An 18,031-nucleotide genomic window follows, 5' to 3' on the forward strand; every position below is an offset into this window, starting at 1 on the left:
CACCCGGGCGTTCGGACGAGGGTGCCGCGCCGGGTCCGGCTCGCGCTGAACCGTGGCGCGGAACGTGATCGCGCTCATGGGCACTATGGTGGGGCACCGGAAGAAACGCCCGGGCCCACTACGGAGGAACCCATGGACAACGTGAACAACCTGCCGTCCGCAACCGTGGACGAGATCCCGGCGGGCGCTCCCGTGCTGGACGTGCGCGAGCAGAACGAGTGGGACGCGGGGCACATCGAGGGCGCGCAGCACCTGCCGCTGTCCGAGCTCGCGGAGCGCTCCGAGGAGGTCCCGCTGGACCAGGACGTCTACGTGATCTGCCGTTCCGGCGGCCGCTCGCTGCGCGCCACCGCGTACCTCGCGCAGTACGGCTACGACCCCGTGAACGTGCTGGGCGGCATGGGTGCGTGGGCGGACGCGGGCAAGCCCATCGTGTCCGAGACCGGGGAAGCGGCGCGCGTTCTGTGAACGCCGCTGTCTCCGGCGTGGCCCCGGGTCCGGTGGACCCGGGGCCACGCGCCCGTCGGTACGCGTTCCTGGGCCCGGCGGGCACGTTCACCGAGGCCGCCCTGATGCAGGTCCCGGGCGCCGACGCCGCCGAGCGGACTCCCATGAACTCGGTGCCCGCCGCGCTGGCCGCCGTTCGTGAGGAACGCGTGGACGCCGCCGTGGTGCCCATCGAGAACTCGGTGGAGGGCGGGGTGACCGCCACGCTGGACGACGTCTCCTTCGGCGCCGAGCTGCGGATCCTGCGGGAGATCGTGGTCCCCATCCGGTTCTCGCTCGTGGCGCCGCCGGGCACCGAGCTGGCGGACGTCCGCACCGTGTCCACCCACACGGTGGCGTGGGCGCAGATCCGCCGCTGGGTGGAGGAAAACATGCCGAATGTGGCATACGTTCCGGCGCCCTCCACTGCGGCGTCCGCCGTGGCCATGTTGGACGGCGCGGGCGGTGTGAGCACCGAGGGCCTCGGCTACGACGCCGCCGTGTGCTCACCCGTGGTCGTCACGGCCCACCCGGAGCTGCACGTGCTGGCCGAGGACATCGGGGACAACAAGCAGGCCGTGACCCGCTTCGTGCTCGTGGCCCGCCCGGACGCCCGGATGCCCGCCCCCACCGGAGCGGACAAGACCTCCCTGGTGGTGCCGCTGTGGCAGGACCGCCCCGGGGCGCTGCTCGACATCCTCGAGCAGTTCGCCACCCGCGGGGTCAACCTCACGCGCATCGAGTCCCGCCCCGCCAAGACCCACCTGGGCGACTACTTCTTCTCCGTGGACATCGACGGGCACATCCAGGACGACCGGGTGGCCGACGCCCTCATGGGCGTCCGCCGGATCTGTCCCCGCACCCGGTTCCTCGGGTCGTACCCCCGGGCTGACCAGCTCGTGGTCCCCGTGGCCTCGCACCACAGCGACGCCGCGTTCGTCCAGGCCCGTTCGTGGGTCGACAACCTGAAAGGACAGTGACGTCCATGGAGATCGAGGGCTGGAGCCAGACGCTGACAGCGGGCCCGCTCCTACTCATCGCAGCGGCGGCCATCGCGGTGCTGCTGGTGCTCATCATCAAGTTCCGGGTGCACGCGTTCCTGGCTCTGATCATCATCTCGGCCCTCACCGCGTTCGTCACGGGCATCCCCACCGACCAGGTGGTCCCCGTGATGCTCTACGGCTTCGGCAACACCCTGGCCAACGTAGCTCTGCTCGTGGGCCTCGGGGCGATGCTCGGGCGGCTGCTCGAGACCTCGGGCGGCGCGCAGGTGCTCGCGGACAAGCTCATCGGGGTCTTCGGCGAGAAGCGGGCACCGCTCGCACTGGGTGTGGCCTCCCTGCTCTTCGGCTTCCCCATCTTCTTCGACGCCGGTCTGGTGGTCATGCTGCCCGTGGTCTTCTCGGTCGCGCGTCGGCTGGGCGGCAGCGTGCTCACCTACGCTCTGCCCGCCGTGGGCGCGTTCTCCGTGATGCACGTGTTCCTGCCGCCCCACCCCGGGCCGGTCACGGCGGCCACGTTCTTCGAGGCCAACGTGGGCTACATCATCCTGGTGGGGCTGATCTGCGCGATCCCCGCGTGGTACCTGTCCTCCTACCTGTTCGGCAAGATCGTGGGCCGGCGCATCAACCTCCCCGTGCCCACCATCCTGGGCCGCGCGGAGGACGTGGCGAACCCTCCCGCGGTGGGCACCGTGGTGGGCATCCTGCTGCTGCCCATGCTCCTGATCTTCCTCAACACCGGGCTGGGCACCCTGGCCAAGTCCGGGGCCGTGTCCGAGGAGACGGCGTCGCAGACATGGTTCCAGCTGCTGCGCGCGATCGGTGAGACCCCGATCGCCCTGACCCTGACCCTGATCGTCGCGGCCCTGGCCATCGGCAGGGCCCGCGGGCTCAGCGGCTCCGCGATCGAGAAGACCTTCGAGTCCGCCCTGGGCCCGGTCTGCTCCGTCATCCTCATCACCGGCGCCGGTGGCATGTTCGGCGGTGTGCTGCGCACCTCCGGGATCGGCGACGCCCTCGAGGACGTCCTCTCGGACCTCGGCATCCCCGTGATCCTGGCCGGGTTCCTGATCGCCGCCGTGATGCGCGTGGCGCAGGGCTCCGCGACCGTGGCGCTGACCACGGCCGCCGGGCTGATCGCCCCGGCGGTGCTGGCCGGGGGCTACAACGAGGTCCAGCTGGCCGCCATGGTGGTGGCCGTGGCGGCCGGTTCCGTGGTGCTCTCCCACGTCAACGACTCCGGGTTCTGGCTGGTGGGCCGCTTCCTGGAGATGGACGTGCGCACCACCTTCAAGACCTGGACGGTGCTGGAGACCATCATCGGCGTGGTGGGCTTCACGGTGGCCGCCGTGATCTTCGGGCTGGCCGGCGCCTTCTGACGCGCCACCGCCTGAACGAGACCGCCCCGGCCCGGAAGAGCATCTTCCGGGCCGGGGCGCTCTCCGTTCTGGACGGGGAGCCGCTCAGGCGCCCCGTTCGGGATCCCGCTGACGGATGCCGGCGTCGTCGGCCTGGGACGGTGGGACGCGCACCTTGAGCGAGCGGTGGTCGATGGTGGTCTCGAAAGCCTTGACGTCCCCCAGGGGGTCGCCGTCCACCTCGGACTCGATCGGCTCGTGGAACTCCACCCGCACGGTCTTGCCGCTGAAGTAGTCGATCACCGGCGGCTCGTGGCGGTGCTGCAGCACCACCTTGGCCATCATGCGCAGCCAGCCCACCACGGAGCGGGGGGTCATGACCACGAGGTCCAGGAAGCCGTCGTCGAGCTTGGCGTTGGGCACCAGCACGATCCCCGCCGTGAGCTCCCCGCAGTTGCAGATCATGACGGAGCGCACCAGGCGCGAGACCCACGGCCCGCCGTCCAGGCTGAAGCGGGCCCACCGGGGGCCGCTGAACAGGTGGCGCGCCCCCGCCTCCGCGTACGCGGCCCAGCCCACGAGGTCCTTGAGGTTGTCCTTGGTGTCGGCCATGATCTGCGCGTCGAAGCCCGCACCGCCCATGACCAGGAAGCGGTGGTCCTCGGTGCGGCCGTCAGCGGTCTCCAGGTGCATGACCACGGTGTCGATGGACCTCTCCGAGCCGAACAGGGCCACGTCCACGGAGTGGTGCGGATCCGCGAGGTCCGCCTCGAGGTTGCGGGCCAGCAGGTTGCCCGTGCCCAGCGGCACCAGGCCCAGGGGGACGTCGCCGCCGGCGAGGGACTCGCCCACCGCGCGGATGGTGCCGTCACCGCCCGCGGCCAGCACGACGTCGGCGCCCTGCTCCACCGCGCGGCGCGCCATGGAGAACCCGGGATCGTCCGCCTCGGTCTCGTAGAACACGGGATCTGCCCAGCCTGCCTTGCGGCACGCGATGATGACCGAGTCCCGGGCGACGTCGGCAAGGGCCTTGATGGGGTTGACCACGACGGCCACTCGCTGGGGTTCCCACGGATGATCCTGCACGGGCACCCTTTCCTGGATCGGTTGAGAAGGGGGTGGAGACGGTAGCGGCCAGTCTACGGTGGCAGGGCCGCCGTGGCGGTCCGGGACGCTGTATCGCGCCCCCGAGCCTCCGTTGGATACCCTGGACGGGTGATCGACATCAACGAGCTGCGCGCCGACCCTGACACCTACCGTGCCTCCCAGACCGCCCGCGAGGCGGACCCGGGACTCGTGGACCGCATCCTCGAGGCGGACTCCCGGCGCCGCAGCGCGATCACCGAGTTCGAGTCCCTGCGTGCCGAGCAGAACGCGTTCGGCAAGAAGGTGGCCAAGGCCCAGGGTGAGGAGAAGCAGCAGCTGCTGGCGCAGGTCAAGCAGCTCGCCTCGGACGTGAAGGCCGCCCAGGCCGCGGCGGACGAGGCCCAGGCCACGCAGCAGGAGCTCGTGGCCCAGTTCCCCAACCTCGTCGTGGCGGGCATCCCCTCCGGCGGTGAGGACGACTTCGTGCAGCTGCGCACCGAGGGCACGCCCCGGGACTTCGCGGCCGAGGGCTTCGAGCCGCGCGACCACCTGGCCATCGGTGAGCTGCTGGACGGCATCGACATGGAGCGCGGCGCCAAGGTCTCCGGCTCCCGTTTCTACTTCCTCAAGCGGGACGTCGCCCGGCTGGAGACCGCGCTGCTGATGGCCGCGCAGGACCTTGCCCTGGACAACGGCTTCGTCCCCATGACCACGCCCAACCTGGTGCGCCCGGGCATCATGAACGGCACGGGTTTCGACGTGGAGCACGACGACGAGATCTACCGCGTGGGCAAGGACGACCTCTACCTGGTGGGCACCTCCGAGGTGGCCCTGGCCGGCTACCACGCGGACGAGATCCTGGACCTCTCGGACGGCCCGCTGCGCTACGCCGGGTGGTCCTCGTGCTACCGCCGCGAGGCCGGTTCGGCGGGCAAGGACACCCGCGGGATCATCCGCGTGCACCAGTTCAACAAGCTGGAGATGTTCGTCTACTGCCACCCCGAGGACGCCGCTGCGGAGCACGAGCGGCTGCTCGCGTGGGAGGAGCAGATGCTGCAGGCGTGCGGGCTCGCGTACCGCGTGATCGACACCGCCGCAGGTGACCTGGGCACGTCCGCCGCCCGCAAGTTCGACTGCGAGGCGTGGATCCCCACCCAGGGCAAGTACCGCGAGCTGACCTCCACCTCCAACTGCACCACGTACCAGGCCCGCCGCCTCAACATCCGCGAGCGGCTGCCCGAGACCACGGACGCCGGTGGAAAGGCCAAGAAGGGCGGCACCCGCGCCGTCGCCACCCTCAACGGCACGCTGGCCACCACCCGCTGGCTCGTGGCCCTGCTCGAGACCCACCAGCAGGCCGACGGCTCCGTGACGGTCCCCGAGATCCTGCGGCCCTACCTGCGGGGCCAGGACGTCCTGCGTCCCGTCGCCTGACCGCGTTCTGCCGCGGCCCGTCCACGACGCCGCCCGCCCACCGTGCCCACGCGCGGCGAGCGGGCGGCGTCGTGCGTGGCGGTGCGCAGGGGACTTCACCCCCGCGTCACCCGGGCGTCCACCGGCGGACATGCCCCCGTGCTCATGTGACACCATGACTCTCATGACTGACATCCAGGCCGGCACCGACGACCGGCGCACCGACGACCGCGCGACGAGCGCCGCGGACGCGTTCGCGCCCATGAAGATCCAGACCCCGCGCTCCAGCTCCTGGACCAGGGAGGACGGCGTCCAGTACCTCGTGGCGCTGGACGTGGACGGCACGCTCGTGGACCACGACGGCCACATGTCCCGCGGCGTCAAGGATGCCCTGCGCGCCGTGGTGGGTGCCGGGCACCACGTGGTGATCTCCACGGGCCGGTCCATGGGCGCCACCCTGCCCGTGATCCGCCAGGGGCACATCGAGTCCGGTTTCGCCGTGTGCTCCAACGGCGGAGTGACCCTGCGGCTGGACCCCGAGCTGCCGGAGCACTACGAGGTCACGGACCGCGTGAGCTTCGACCCCGCCAACGCCCTGAAGGCACTGGCCAGCAAGCTTCCCACCGCCAAGTTCGCGCTCGAGGGGGCGGACGGGCGGTTCTACTCCACCGAGCGCTTCCAGGACGCCTCCTTCGGCATCGAGGCCGTGGGCGTGGACATCCACGAGCTCGCCGAGATCCCGGCCGTGCGCCTGGTGGTCTACAGCGCCACGGACGCCCCCGGGGACTTCGCGGACGCGATCGAGCAGGCCGGTCTGCACGGCGTGGCCTACTCCGTGGGCTGGTCCTCGTGGCTGGACGTGGCCGCGAACGGCGTCTCCAAGGCCAGCGCCCTGGAGCAGATCCGCGAGCACCTGGGCGTGGACCCCGCCCACACCGTGGCCATGGGGGACGGCCGCAACGACATCGAGATGCTGCAGTGGGCCGCCCGCGGCGTGGCCATGGGCCAGGCCCCGGACGAGGTGGCCGAGGTCAGCCGCGAGGTCACGGGCAGCGTGTACGACGACGGCGCGGCGACCGTCCTGCGCACCCTGCTCTGAGGTCCACGCTCACCGGCGCGGGACACGACCTGTGAAACCTCATGGAACTGCGATACTGAGACCGTGTTCGTCCTGACCCTGACCCAGCGCGTGGCGGACGCATCCCGCCCGGATCCCGAGACGGACCGCGAGGTGTGTCGGCGGCTCAGCGCGCTGCCCACCCGCGCACCGTTCCAGCCCTCGGCCCCCGGTGTGGTCCGCGGTCTCACGGAGGACCCGCAGGCCGCGGTGGACGCCGCCATGACCGGGTTGCGGAACAGCGCGTACGCCGTGGGCATCGGGGTGGGGGACGTGTACCTCACGCGCGTTGACCAGCCGGACGGCCGGGTGGCCGTCACCGCGGAGGGCCCGGGCATGGGCTTCGGGCACCACGCCGCCCAGCACACCCGCAGCACCGACCGTGTGGCCGTGCGTGTGAGCGCGGCGGACCCGGAGGCCGCGGCGCAGGCGGAGGCCGTGCTGCGGATCGTGGGCCACATCGTGGCCGTGCGCAGCGAGGCCGAGTGGCGCGTGGTGGACCTCATGGTCCCCGGTGCGCGAGGACAGCAAAAGGCCGCCGCGCAGCAGCTGGGCATCACCCCGCAGGCGGTGTCCAAGGCCGTGGTCCGCTCCCTGTGGAACGAGGAGTGGCGGGCCCGCCCCGCGGCGGCCACGCTGCTGCGGCTGTGCGAGGCCCCCGGCACGTTCGAGGGATAGCGCCCTGGACCAAGAGCGCACGCTCTCACCCGGGGAGAACGCGTCCCCGGTTCTCACCACCAGGTGTCCACGGGATGTCCGGCCCCCGTCAGGTCCGCCGCCAGCAGGGGCAGGCACTCTGCGGGCAGCCGCAGCGAACCAGCCACGTCCCGGGCGTCGAAGTAGCCCGTGAGCCACGAGAACGCGGGGTGGTCCTGCGCCAGGGCCTCGCAGCGGGCCACCACGGCCGGGACGTCCTCCTCGGGAGGGAACACCCAGAAGGACTCGAGGTCAGTCAGCTGGAACAGTCCGATCCCGTGGTGCCGCGACCCGGCCGGACCGTGCGTCTGCGCGGGAGGCCTGGCAGCTGCGGGCTGGTCCCAGGCCCGGGACGGACTGCGCACCCACCCGCCCGACGCCGCCGGGCCCAGGGCGGGGGCCAGCGGATCCAGTTCCCAGCGCGGTGCTCCAGCGAGCCAGTCCGGAGTGGTGGGAGGGAACAGGGGCGCCTGCGGCGACTCCGGCCACCGGTCCCGCCACGTGGCGAAGCTGCCCGCCTCGATCCGGTCCCAGAACCGCTCGGCACCCAGGTCCACGGAGACCTCGGCCACGCTGCTGCGCTCCCGCGACCACGGGACGGGCCCGGTGTCACCGGGCAGCTGAGCGGCCTCCGAGGTGAACGGTCGGGAGGCGATGTCCGGGTGGGCGGTGGGTGAGGGCAGCGGCACGGCCCCGGCCGCGGAGAGCAAGGTGCGGACCCGGTCCATCAGGTGCTCCGGACCGAGCACCTGGGTGGAGTCCGTGCCGTGGAAGACGTAGACGCGCGCGGCGCTCTCGTCCTGCGGGTCGTGCACGGTCACCTCCGGGGTGGACAACGGGTGTGCGGTGGGGGTCACCGCCGCGGGAGAGCTTCGTCAGAGACCATCGCGCCGCCGAGCCCTCCAGGTGGCGCCGCGACGATCCAGGATCATCCGACCACGGCCCGGCGACACGCATAAGGAGCCGTGAGACGACGGGGTCCCCGCCGCCGGAGCGCTCCGGCAACGGGGACCCCTCGGAGTCCTGTGGGAATCAGCCGTCCTGCTCGGCCTCCGCGGCGGAGTCGTACTGCGACTGCTCGAAGCGCTGCTGGGCCTCGACGATGAGACGCTCGGCGGTCTCCTTGCCCTCCCAGCCCTCACCCTTGACCCACTTGTTGGGCTCAAGGTCCTTGTAGCGCTCGAAGAAGTGCTGGATCTCCTTCTGGCGGAACTCGTTGACGTCCTCCAGGCCCTGGATCTCGTCGTAGCGCTTGTCGGTGGACACGCACAGCACCTTGGCGTCCCCGCCGGCCTCGTCCGTCATGTTGAACACGGCAATGGGACGGGCCTCCACGATCACGCCGGGCATGATGTCCACGTCCATGATGACCATGGCGTCCAGGGGATCGCCGTCCTCGCCCAGGGTGTCCTCGAAGTAGCCGTAGTGCGTGGGGTACTGCATGGAGGTGAAGAGCACGCGGTCCAGGCGGATCCGGCCGGTCTCGTGGTCGATCTCGTACTTCACGCGAGAGCCGCGGGGGATCTCGATGGTGACGTCCAGCTCCATGGTGACACTCCTTGAGTCGTGATGATGTGACCCGGGCAGCGCGCTCACCCGGCGCCCACGGCGCACCGGGCGCGTGGGCAGATGACTCCACGATACCGGCCACGCCCGTCACGGTCCCACCGGCCGCCCGCCGACCGCACGTCGGTTGCCCGGGGTTCCGGGCCGTCACCCCGGTCACCGCGGGCACCCCGGGGCGCGGGTCGTCCCTCTCGTCCAGGGACACGGACCTCGCGAGTCCTGAGAACCGGGCGGCGCGTTGTCCCCGTCGGAGCGGTGCAGAACAATGGGGCCATGCCATCTTCCTCCCGGCGCTCGCGGGCCGCCCGCCTCCCGTGGGTGCTCGTGTGCGTGCTGCTCACACTCGCCGTGGCGGTGGCGGGTGTGCTCGCGGTCCCCGCGATCGCGGGCGAGCTCGCACCCGCGGCCCAGTGGCGGCGGACCCACGCGGAGCTCGGGGCCGGCGCCTCACCGGAGTCGTCCTCCGCCGGATCGGAGGCTCACGACGCCGCCGCGGGAGAAGCGGGGTCCGGAACCTCGAGCGCGTCCGCAGGTGCGGAGGACGCGGGGCCCCGGGCGGCGTCGTCGTCCGAGGAAGCCGCCGCCCCCGCGCCCCTGGACCCCGCAGAGGTGGAGCGCGCTCTGCACGCGGGGCTGGCCGGGGCGCCGGGCACCGCGGCGGCCACCGTGAAAGAGGCTGGGCAGGACACCGCGCTCGCGGGGCGGTCACCCGGAAAGCCCATGGTCCCGGCCTCCAACCAGAAGGTGCTCACGGCCCTGAGCGTGGCCGAGCACGTGGCGCCCCAGGAGCGGCTGGCCACCACCGTGGTCGCGGGCGAGGAACCCGGGGAGCTCACGCTCGTGGCGGGCGGGGACACGCTGCTCGCCCCCGGCGCGGGGGATCCCGGGGCCGTCAACGGCCACGCCGGGCTGGGCACACTCGCCCAGCGCACCGCCGAGACCATGCGCCAGGAGACCCCGGGAGGCGTCTCGGGGCCGGTGTCCGTCACGGTGGACACGAGTCTGTTCGCGGGACCGGACCGCAACCCCGCCTGGGAGGACGAGGACGTGGCCTCCGGGGAGATCACGCGGGTCTCCCCGATCGCCCTGTACTCGCACCGTGTGCCCGCCCGGGACGGCACGGATCCGGGGGCCGCGGGGGAGCGGCCCGAGGATCCCGCGGTGGCGGCCCTCGACGAGTTCGCGCGCCAGCTGCAGGCAGAGCTCGGCGACGCCGCCCGGGTCACCGCGCGCGGTCGGGCCCGTGCGCCCGCGGAGGCCCGGGAGGTCGCCCGCGTGGAGTCGGCACCCGTGCACGAGCAGAGCGCCTACATGCTCGCGCACTCGGACAACTCCCTCGCGGAGACGCTGGCCCGTGTGGCCGCTGGGCGCTCCGGGCGGGAGGCCGGCGTGGCCGGTGTCCAGAACATGCTGCCGGCCACCCTCCGGGAGCACGGGATCGACGCCACCGGCCTGCACGTCCTGGACGCCAGCGGCATGGCACCGGGGAACAGGGTCACCCCCACCACGCTGGCGGGCGCCCTCGACACGCTGCTCACCGAGCCGCGTTTCGCCCCGTACGCCCGGGGTCTCCCCGTGGCCGGGGGCACCGGCACGCTCTCGGAGCGCTTCGACGATCCGCAGGAGGCAGCCGCCCGTGGCGTCTCGCGTGCCAAGACGGGCACGCTGCTGGACGTCGTGGCGCTCACCGGGTACGTGCAGCGGGAGGACGGGCGCGTGCTGGTGTACTCCGTGGTGCTCAACGGCGTCACGGGGAGCACGGACGAGGCCAAGGACCATGTGGACCGCACGGTCGCGGAGCTCGCGCGGACCGGGTGACTCCGGGTCGCACGCACGGTCGTGCGGGACGGCTGACCCGCGCGTGCCGGCGTGGTGCGCTCCCTCCGCTCGGCGGTCTGCGGCGGGTGACTTCCCACCGAGCACGTCAGCCCGGTGTGGTTGAGTGAGCGCATGAGCCGAGAACTGACCCGCCGCTCGCTGGTCGACTGGGACGCCGCCGCCCAGATCGCCGCCAAGGTGACCCCCGCAGGACCCACCCCCTCCCCGCGGGAGATGTCCAGAGCAGTGGAGTCCCTGCGCTACTTCGCACACGAGTCCGTGCACCACGTGCACACCATCACGGGACTGGACGCCGCCGAGAACCTGCGGGACTCCACGGTGCTCGTGGTGGACCGGGCGGGGTGGTCCAAGGCCAACACGCAGACGTTCTCCGTGCTCCTGCAGCCGGTCTTCGACAGGCTCCGCAGCAAGGACCCGGCCACGTTCGACGCCGCCGGACGCGGGATGGCACCCACGGCCGCCGCCGCGGAGATGGGTGCGCTGGTGGGCTTCCTGTCCTCCAAGGTGCTGGGGCAGTACGACCCGTACGCGGGTCTCGTGTCCGAGCAGGCGGCCCGCTCCCACCCGGGCGGGCGGCTCATGTTCGTGGCTCCCAACGTGCTGTGGACCGAGCAGGAGCTCAACGTCTCCCCGGAGGACTTCCGGCTGTGGGTGTGCCTGCACGAGCAGACGCACCGGGTGCAGTTCGCGGCCGCACCGTGGCTGCGGGACCACATGCTGGGCCAGATCTCCCAGCTGGGCTCGCTGGATGCGACCGCGTGGCAGAGACTGCGTTCCGTGGGCGCCTCGCTCGCGGGCCGCTCCAAGGACCCCCGCCCGGACGCGGGACTCGGTCCCATGACCCACCTCCTCACGGACGCCGAGCGCGCCACCCTGTCCCACGTGACCGCGGTGATGTCCCTGCTGGAGGGGCACGCGAACGCGGTCATGGACGCGGTGGACGCGAGCATCGTGCCGTCGGTGAAGACCATCCGGCGCCGGTTCGACTCCCGCTCCTCCACGCACGGCGCCCTGGACCGCCTAGTGCGCTCCCTGCTGGGCATGGACGCCAAGATGCGCCAGTACAGCAACGGCCAGAAGTTCGTGGAGCACATCGTGCAGCGGGTGGGGATGGAGCAGTTCAACACGGTGTGGAGTTCCCCACAGACGCTGCCCACCGAGGCCGAGATCCACGACCCACAGGCCTGGATGCGGCGGGTTCTCGCCTGAGACCCGGTTCCACACCCGGGGGCGACGCCCAGGTCCGGTGTGTCAAGATGAGCCCGTGAGCTCTGAAAACATCAATCAGCAGATTCGGCTGTACGGTCAGCCGCTGTCAGAGCGTTTTGGCGCCGTGGTGGGGGCCTACGGCATTACGCAGCGCAGACTGGCACAGGTCCTGGGCCTGTCCGCGCCCATGCTCTCCCAACTCATCAGCGGCAGACGCATCAAGATCGGAAATCCGGCCGTCTACGAACGGCTGGTCATGCTCGAGGACAGCACGGGGGCCTCGGACCTCGAGGCGGTCCTCACCAGGGTGGAGGCATCGCAGCCGGTGCTCTCCACGTCCCAGATCCGCACGGGGATCACCAAGGACACGGATGCCGTGTCCGCGCTGGCCGGCGTGGTGCCGGCGGGGGAGCTGGAACGCGCCCTGGTGATGCTCGGGGACAGCACCCCGGTGCTCTCCAAGGTGCTGGCCATGGCCGAGGAGTGCGCTCGGCGCACCGGCACCACCCAGGACTGAGCGCGTGCAGCAGGGACGCACCGGGCGCTTGAATCCCGCCGTGGCACGGGCGCGGCGCGCGGTGCAGCGCACCGTGGACGCGGCGCTCGGGCCGGACCTGGGGAACGGCACCGCCCCGCCCCTGGTGCTCGTGGGCTGCAGCGGAGGCGCGGACTCTCTCGCCCTTGCGGCGGCCACCGCCCACCTGCTGCGCCGGGGAAGGCTGCGGGTGGGGGCCATGGTGGTGGACCACCAGCTGCAGGAGGGCTCGGCGGAGGTGGCCTCACGCACGGCGGCCACCCTGCGGGGCATGGGACTGGATCCGGTTCACGTGGAACGGGTGCACGTGGCCCGCACCGGCACCGGTCCGGAGATGGCCGCACGCCTCGCCCGGTACGAGGCGTTCCGCGCCGTCGCCGAGCGCACGGGCGCGGCCGCGGTGCTGCTGGGCCACACCCGCGACGACCAGTCGGAGACCGTGCTGCTGGGTCTCACCAGAGGATCGGGCACGCGCTCGCTCTCGGGCATGCCCGAGAGCCTCGTCAAGGACGGTGTGCGCTACCTGCGTCCGCTGCTCAACATCACCCGCGCGGAGACTGAGACGGTGTGCGCGGCGGAGGGTCTGCAGCCCTGGCACGACCCCAGCAACGCGGACACGGCCCTCACCCGGTCCCGGATCCGCCACGAGGTCCTGCCGTTCCTGGAGTCCCAGCTGGGTCCCGGCGTCGCGCGCGCCCTGGCCCGCACCGCGTCCGTCCTGGGGGCGGACGCCGACTTCCTCGAGGAACAGGCCGCCGCCGCGTACGACGACGCCCGGGTGCAGGTGGAGGGCACAGCGGCGTCGTCCGTGCTGCTCGACGGCGCGGGGCTCCAGCAGATGCCGACCGCGCTGCGGCGTCGTGTGCTGGCCCGGGCGTGCGTGGACGCGGGCGGGGAGACACCCACGTTCGAGCGGCTGGGCGCACTGGAGGACTTCGCCCTGGGCTACGGCGCCGCCGGGCCCGTGCAGATGGCGGGTAAAGTGGCCGCGTGGCGGCACCGCTCGGACGCGGACCACGCGCGGGGGTGCCTGGAGCTGCGCGGGGAGCCCACCCCGGCGGCTCAGCAGACATCGTCCACCCAGAACAACCCCGGGAGCGCCCAGTGAAGGCCGAACACGTCAAGGACGACCTCAGCGGCGTCCTGTTCACCAAGGAACAGATCGCCGAGAAGGTCCGCGACCTCGCCCAGCAGATCGACCGCGACTACGAGGGACGCGACGTCCTGCTGGTGGGTGTGCTCAAGGGTGCGGTGCCGATCATGGCTGACCTCATGCGCGAGCTCGACGGCCAGTACCCCATGGACTGGATGGCGGTGTCCTCCTACGGCTCCGGGACCAAGTCCTCCGGCGTGGTGCGCATCCTCAAGGACCTGGACACGGACCTGCACGGCAAGGACGTGCTGATCGTGGAGGACGTCATCGACTCCGGGCTCACGCTGTCCTGGCTGCGCACCAACCTGGAGTCCCGCGGCACCAGGTCCGTGGAGATCTGCACGCTGCTGCGCAAGCCGGACGCCATGAAGACCAGCGTGGACGTCCGCTACGTGGGCTGGGACATCCCCAACGAGTTCGTGGTGGGCTACGGCCTGGACTTCGCGGAGAAGTACCGGAACCTGGACTGCATCGCCACGCTCTCGCCGCACGTCTACGAGTGAGTGGGCGGCGCACACACCCGGTCCAGGGTGCGCTCGCACGACTCCTAGAGAACACCGGGACGGCGCGTGTACCGTGATCCGATCGTGTGCGCTGTGAAAGAACGAACGGCACCCGAGGCGCTGCGGCGCCACTCGAAACGATAGATTGTGCGATACGCGCCACGGCCGCCGTGTCCGCCCCGGGCCCCGGGGACGGCACTCAGAAACGGTGAACCGCGGCAGAGCGTGACACGTCCACGGGAGGATCAACGGCTTGGCCACGGCAAAAAAACCCACCAGTTTCTTTAGAGGTCCCCTCTTCTGGATCCTCCTGGCCATTGTGGTCCTGGTGCCCGTGGGCGCCAGCTTCTTCAGCCCCACCACTGCGCGTGTGGACACCAACGTGGGCCTCGAGCTGCTGGACGAGGGCAAGGTCAACGAGGCCAAGATCTACGACGGCGAGCAGAAGGTGGAGCTCTCCCTCAAGGAGGACTACCACCAGGGTGACCAGAACCTGGGCAAGGAGGTGGAGTTCTACTACGTGAAGCCCCGAGCCGAAGAGGTCGTCAAGACCATGGACGAGGCCAATCTGGAGGGCTTCACCGACCAGCCGGTGGAGAACAACTGGTTCCTGTCCCTGGTGCGCTTCCTGCTCCCGTTCCTGATCATCATGGGCCTGTTCTGGTTCATCTTCTCCCGCATGCAGACCGGCGGGCAGGCCATGAAGTTTGGCCGCTCCAAGGCCAAGATGTTCAACAAGGAGAACTCCGAGGTCACGTTCGCGGACGTGGCCGGCGCGGACGAGGCCGTGCAGGAGCTCGACGAGATCAAGCAGTTCCTGGTGGAGCACGACCGCTTCACCGCGGTGGGCGCCAAGGTGCCCAAGGGTGTGCTGCTCTACGGTCCTCCCGGCACGGGCAAGACCCTGCTGGCCAAGGCCGTGGCGGGTGAGGCCGGCGTGCCGTTCTACTCCATCTCCGGCTCGGACTTCGTGGAGATGTTCGTGGGCGTGGGTGCCTCCCGCGTGCGGGACCTCTTCCAGCAGGCCAAGGAGAACGCCCCCGCGATCATCTTCGTGGACGAGATCGACGCCGTGGGCCGCCAGCGCGGCGCCGGCATGGGCGGCGGCAACGACGAGCGCGAGCAGACGCTGAACCAGCTCCTGGTGGAGATGGACGGCTTCGACGCGAACACCAACGTGATCCTGATCGCCGCGACCAACCGCCCGGACGTCCTGGACCCCGCGCTGCTGCGCCCGGGCCGGTTCGACCGTCAGATCGGCGTGGACGCGCCGGACATGAAGGGCCGCGAGCAGATCCTGCGCGTGCACGCCAAGACCAAGCCGCTGGCCGAGAACGTGGACCTGGCCTCGGTGGCCAAGCGGACCCCGGGCTTCACGGGTGCGGAGCTCGCCAACGTGATGAACGAGGCCGCGCTGCTGACCGCCCGCTCCCACGCCCAGCTGATCGACGACCGCGCCGTGGACGAGGCCATCGACCGCGTGATCGCGGGGCCGCAGAAGCGCTCGCGCGTGATGAAGGAGCTCGAGCGCAAGGTCACGGCCTACCACGAGGGCGGCCACGCCCTGGTGGCGGCGGCCCTGCGCAACACGGACCCGGTCACCAAGATCACCATCCTGCCGCGTGGCCGGGCCCTGGGCTACACCATGGTCATGCCCTCGGACGACAAGTACTCGACCACCCGCAACGAGCTGCTGGACCAGATGGCCTACGCCATGGGTGGGCGCGCCGCGGAGGAGATCGTGTTCCACGACCCCTCCACCGGGGCCTCCAACGACATCCAGAAGGCCACGGACACCGCGCGCAAGATGGTCACCCAGTACGGCATGAGCTCCAAGATCGGCTCCGTGAAGATCGGCGGGGACAACTCGGACCCGTTCGTGGGCCGTGAGATGGGCTCCGGCTCCAAGGAGTACTCGGATCGCACCCTGGCCGTGGTGGACGACGAGGTGCGGCTGCTGCTCGAGCAGGCGCACGACGAGGCCCACCAGATCCTGCTGCAGAACCGGCCCGTGCTGGACCGCCTGGCGCTGGAGCTGCTGGAGAAGGAGACCCTCAACGAGGCCCAGATCCGCGAGATCTTCCGGGACGTGACCCTGCGGGACGTGCGTCCCGTGTGGCAGTCCGGTGAGGAGCGCGAGATCTCCCACGTGCCCCCGGTGGTCACCGCCGCCGAGCACGAGGAGGCCCGCCGCAAGAACCTGCAGGACCCCAGCACCATGGCGCCCCAGGACCAGGCGGTTGCCGCCAAGCCGGAGCACCCGCTGGAGGTCCCGGAGCACCAGGACCCGCAGCCCGGGGGCCAGTCCTCCTCCGGTTCCGGGAGCACGCCGGGCGGGGAGCCCGGCCAGGAACCGGGTGGTGTCCGGCGGGAGAACCGCTGAATGACGCACCAGCACGAACCCGGTGAGCCCGTCTCCGGCTCGTACCTGGAGCACGTGGCGGGTGCGGAGACGGCCGCCGCCGTGGATCAGCCCCGCATCGCGGCGGCCGTCCGGGAGATCCTCCTGGCCGTGGGGGAGGACCCGGACCGCAGCGGTCTGCGGGACACCCCCGAACGGGTGGCTCGCGCCTACGCCGAGGTCTTCGCGGGGCTCCACGAGGACCCGGCCGAGCTGCTGGCCACGTCCTTCGACATCGGCCACTCGGAGATGGTCCTGGTGCGCGACGTGCCGTTCTACTCCACGTGCGAGCACCACCTGGTGCCGTTCCACGGGGTCGCGCACGTGGGCTACATCCCCGGTCCCGAGGGCAAGGTCACGGGGCTGTCCAAGCTCGCGCGCCTCGTGGACCTCTTCGCCAAGCGGCCGCAGGTCCAGGAACGGCTGACCACCCAGGTGGTCGAGGCGCTCGTGGAGCACCTGCACCCCGCCGGCGCGATCGTGGTGGTGGAGTGCGAGCACCTGTGCATGTCCATGCGGGGCGTCCGCAAGCCGGGAGCCAAGACCGTGACGTCCGCCGTGCGGGGCCAGCTGCGCGATCCCGCCACGCGGGCCGAGGCCATGAACCTGATCGCCGCGGGGCACTCGCGGTGACGGGCGATCGCGACGCCGCCACCGGCCTCCCGGCCGCCGCGACCGGCGCCCGGGGCGTCGCGACAGGCGCTTCTCACGTCGCAACCGGCGTCCACGACGCCGCCCGCCACGGTTCTCGTCCGGACGCACCGGCCCGAGCGGGCGGGGGCGCGCCCCTCGGGTGGGGCTCCTTCGACGCGCTGCCCACCGGGCGCACCCTGGTGATGGGCGTGCTGAACGTGACGCCCGACTCCTTCAGCGACGGTGGTCGGCACGACTCCGAGGCCGCCGCCGTCGAGCACGGCCTGCGTCTCGCCGAGCAGGGCGCGGACATCGTGGACGTGGGCGGGGAGTCCACCCGGCCCCACGCGCAGGGAGTGGACCCCGCGGAGGAGCGCCGTCGGGTGCTGCCCGTCATCCGCGAGCTGAGCCGGCACGGCGTGGTGGTGAGCGTGGACACGTTCCACCCGGACACCGCGCGCGCCGCGATCGAGGCCGGCGCCCACATCGTCAACGACGTCTCGGGAACCGCCGCGAGCGACGAGATGATCGAGCTGGTCGGGCAGAGCGGCGTGCCGTACGTGCTGATGCACTCTCGTGGCACCCCGCAGACCATGACCGGTCTGGCCACCTACACCGACACGGTGGGCGAGGTGCTCTCGGAGCTCACGGCCGTGCGCGACCGTCTGCTCGCGGCCGGGGTCCGTCCCGAGCGGCTCGTCGTGGATCCCGGGCTGGGCTTCGCCAAGGCGGGTGGCCAGGACTGGGAGCTGCTCCGAGCGCTGCCGCGGCTGCGGGAGCTCGGCCACAAGGTCCTCGTGGCAGCCTCCCGCAAGCGGTTCCTGGGGGCGCTGCTCGCGGAGGGCGGCACCCCGCGCCCGGTCACGCAGCGCGACGGCGCCACGGCCGCCGTGAGCGCGCTGTCCGCGTTCGGCGGGGCCTGGGCCGTGCGCGTGCACGACGTGCCCGCTTCGGTGGACGCGGTCGCCGCCGCCCACGCGTGGCGGGGGATCGAGCCACCCGTCCTGCGCCCCCGTGACACCGAGAGCTGAGGCC

At 71.6% G+C, this 18,031-nt stretch carries 17 protein-coding genes; 14 read left to right on the forward strand and 3 right to left on the reverse strand.

Annotated elements, in window-relative coordinates; all coding sequences use genetic code 11:
- Nucleotides 1-132: 132 nt before the first annotated feature.
- From HMPREF2833_RS03025 to HMPREF2833_RS03035, 3 genes are read left to right on the forward strand one after another with little or no spacing between them, the layout of a single operon-like run.
- A complete protein-coding gene (locus HMPREF2833_RS03025) occupies nucleotides 133-468 on the forward strand; it encodes a rhodanese-like domain-containing protein (RefSeq protein ID WP_019310565.1) in 336 nt (111 codons plus the stop codon).
- Nucleotides 465-1,466 carry a prephenate dehydratase gene (gene pheA, locus HMPREF2833_RS03030; protein WP_019310564.1) on the forward strand — a complete coding sequence of 334 codons (1,002 nt, stop codon included), beginning with the start codon at nucleotides 465-467 and terminating at the stop codon, nucleotides 1,464-1,466. The genes HMPREF2833_RS03025 and pheA overlap by 4 nt, the downstream gene beginning before the upstream one ends.
- A gap of 5 nt (nucleotides 1,467-1,471) precedes the next feature.
- Nucleotides 1,472-2,866 carry a GntP family permease gene (locus tag HMPREF2833_RS03035; RefSeq protein WP_070636706.1) on the forward strand — a complete coding sequence of 465 codons (1,395 nt, stop codon included), beginning with the start codon at nucleotides 1,472-1,474 and terminating at the stop codon, nucleotides 2,864-2,866.
- 84 nt (nucleotides 2,867-2,950) lie between these two features.
- On the opposite strand, the gene HMPREF2833_RS03040 is transcribed toward HMPREF2833_RS03035, so the two are convergent.
- A complete protein-coding gene (locus HMPREF2833_RS03040) occupies nucleotides 2,951-3,931 on the reverse strand; it encodes a diacylglycerol/lipid kinase family protein (protein ID WP_100205746.1) in 981 nt (326 codons plus the stop codon).
- Between the two features lie 129 nt (nucleotides 3,932-4,060).
- On the opposite strand from HMPREF2833_RS03040, the gene serS reads away from it, so the two are divergent.
- The 3 genes from serS (at nucleotide 4,061) to HMPREF2833_RS03055 (ending at nucleotide 7,139) form a co-directional block, all read left to right on the forward strand.
- On the forward strand, nucleotides 4,061-5,365 hold the full coding sequence (serS, locus tag HMPREF2833_RS03045) for a serine--tRNA ligase (RefSeq protein WP_019310561.1): 1,305 nt from the start codon (nucleotides 4,061-4,063) through the stop codon (nucleotides 5,363-5,365).
- 163 nt (nucleotides 5,366-5,528) lie between these two features.
- Nucleotides 5,529-6,443, forward strand: a complete 915-nt coding sequence (locus HMPREF2833_RS03050; RefSeq protein ID WP_019310560.1) for an HAD family hydrolase — start codon at nucleotides 5,529-5,531, stop codon at nucleotides 6,441-6,443.
- A gap of 63 nt (nucleotides 6,444-6,506) precedes the next feature.
- Nucleotides 6,507-7,139: a hypothetical protein gene (locus tag HMPREF2833_RS03055; RefSeq protein WP_019310559.1), complete on the forward strand. Its 633-nt coding sequence runs from the start codon at nucleotides 6,507-6,509 to the stop codon at nucleotides 7,137-7,139.
- 53 nt (nucleotides 7,140-7,192) lie between these two features.
- Here the strand turns inward: HMPREF2833_RS03055 and HMPREF2833_RS03060 are convergent, their stop codons facing one another.
- Together HMPREF2833_RS03060 and HMPREF2833_RS03065 are read right to left on the reverse strand one after the other, a co-directional pair.
- Complete coding sequence (locus tag HMPREF2833_RS03060; protein WP_070636666.1) at nucleotides 7,193-8,014, reverse strand: hypothetical protein; 822 nt, start codon at nucleotides 8,012-8,014, stop codon at nucleotides 7,193-7,195.
- A 175-nt stretch (nucleotides 8,015-8,189) separates the two neighbouring features.
- The gene (locus tag HMPREF2833_RS03065) at nucleotides 8,190-8,705 is read right to left on the reverse strand and encodes an inorganic diphosphatase (protein ID WP_019310557.1); all 516 of its coding nucleotides are present in this window, start codon (nucleotides 8,703-8,705) and stop codon (nucleotides 8,190-8,192) included.
- A 291-nt stretch (nucleotides 8,706-8,996) separates the two neighbouring features.
- On the opposite strand from HMPREF2833_RS03065, the gene dacB reads away from it, so the two are divergent.
- The 8 genes from dacB to folP all read left to right on the forward strand — a co-directional run bounded on the left by dacB (nucleotide 8,997) and on the right by folP (nucleotide 18,027).
- Nucleotides 8,997-10,541, forward strand: coding sequence for a D-alanyl-D-alanine carboxypeptidase/D-alanyl-D-alanine endopeptidase (dacB, locus tag HMPREF2833_RS03070; protein WP_070636667.1), 1,545 nt, complete (start codon nucleotides 8,997-8,999; stop codon nucleotides 10,539-10,541).
- A 132-nt stretch (nucleotides 10,542-10,673) separates the two neighbouring features.
- Nucleotides 10,674-11,771: a zinc-dependent metalloprotease gene (locus HMPREF2833_RS03075; RefSeq protein WP_039101040.1), complete on the forward strand. Its 1,098-nt coding sequence runs from the start codon at nucleotides 10,674-10,676 to the stop codon at nucleotides 11,769-11,771.
- A 55-nt stretch (nucleotides 11,772-11,826) separates the two neighbouring features.
- Complete coding sequence (locus tag HMPREF2833_RS03080) at nucleotides 11,827-12,288, forward strand: hypothetical protein (protein WP_019310554.1); 462 nt, start codon at nucleotides 11,827-11,829, stop codon at nucleotides 12,286-12,288.
- A 4-nt stretch (nucleotides 12,289-12,292) separates the two neighbouring features.
- Nucleotides 12,293-13,414, forward strand: coding sequence for a tRNA lysidine(34) synthetase TilS (gene tilS / locus HMPREF2833_RS03085; protein WP_070636668.1), 1,122 nt, complete (start codon nucleotides 12,293-12,295; stop codon nucleotides 13,412-13,414).
- The gene (hpt, locus tag HMPREF2833_RS03090) at nucleotides 13,411-13,962 is read left to right on the forward strand and encodes a hypoxanthine phosphoribosyltransferase (protein WP_019310552.1); all 552 of its coding nucleotides are present in this window, start codon (nucleotides 13,411-13,413) and stop codon (nucleotides 13,960-13,962) included. Before tilS ends, hpt begins: the two co-directional genes overlap by 4 nt.
- A gap of 253 nt (nucleotides 13,963-14,215) precedes the next feature.
- Nucleotides 14,216-16,345 (forward strand): ATP-dependent zinc metalloprotease FtsH, encoded by a 2,130-nt coding sequence (gene ftsH, locus HMPREF2833_RS03095; protein ID WP_019310551.1) that lies wholly within the window; start codon nucleotides 14,216-14,218, stop codon nucleotides 16,343-16,345.
- Nucleotides 16,346-16,996: a GTP cyclohydrolase I FolE gene (gene folE / locus HMPREF2833_RS03100; protein WP_019310550.1), complete on the forward strand. Its 651-nt coding sequence runs from the start codon at nucleotides 16,346-16,348 to the stop codon at nucleotides 16,994-16,996.
- Nucleotides 16,993-18,027 (forward strand): dihydropteroate synthase, encoded by a 1,035-nt coding sequence (folP, locus tag HMPREF2833_RS03105; RefSeq protein WP_019310549.1) that lies wholly within the window; start codon nucleotides 16,993-16,995, stop codon nucleotides 18,025-18,027. The genes folE and folP overlap by 4 nt, the downstream gene beginning before the upstream one ends.
- The last annotated feature ends 4 nt before the right edge of the window (nucleotides 18,028-18,031 follow it).

It is taken from the genome of Kocuria sp. HMSC066H03, assembly GCF_001812045.1.
In the GTDB taxonomy this organism is placed as follows: Bacteria; Actinomycetota; Actinomycetes; order Actinomycetales; family Micrococcaceae; genus Kocuria; species Kocuria rhizophila.

What these genes read in the sequence shown, in the direction of transcription:
- HMPREF2833_RS03035 (WP_070636706.1), top strand. Translation starts at nt 1,472, where the DNA reads ATGGAGATCGAGGGCTGGAGCCAGACGCTGACAGCGGGCCCGCTCCTA.
- HMPREF2833_RS03050 (WP_019310560.1), top strand. Translation starts at nt 5,529, where the DNA reads ATGACTGACATCCAGGCCGGCACCGACGACCGGCGCACCGACGACCGC.
- dacB (WP_070636667.1), top strand. Translation starts at nt 8,997, where the DNA reads ATGCCATCTTCCTCCCGGCGCTCGCGGGCCGCCCGCCTCCCGTGGGTG.
- HMPREF2833_RS03065 (WP_019310557.1), bottom strand. Translation starts at nt 8,705, where the DNA reads ATGGAGCTGGACGTCACCATCGAGATCCCCCGCGGCTCTCGCGTGAAG.
- folE (WP_019310550.1), top strand. Translation starts at nt 16,346, where the DNA reads ATGACGCACCAGCACGAACCCGGTGAGCCCGTCTCCGGCTCGTACCTG.
- HMPREF2833_RS03025 (WP_019310565.1), top strand. Translation starts at nt 133, where the DNA reads ATGGACAACGTGAACAACCTGCCGTCCGCAACCGTGGACGAGATCCCG.
- HMPREF2833_RS03075 (WP_039101040.1), top strand. Translation starts at nt 10,674, where the DNA reads ATGAGCCGAGAACTGACCCGCCGCTCGCTGGTCGACTGGGACGCCGCC.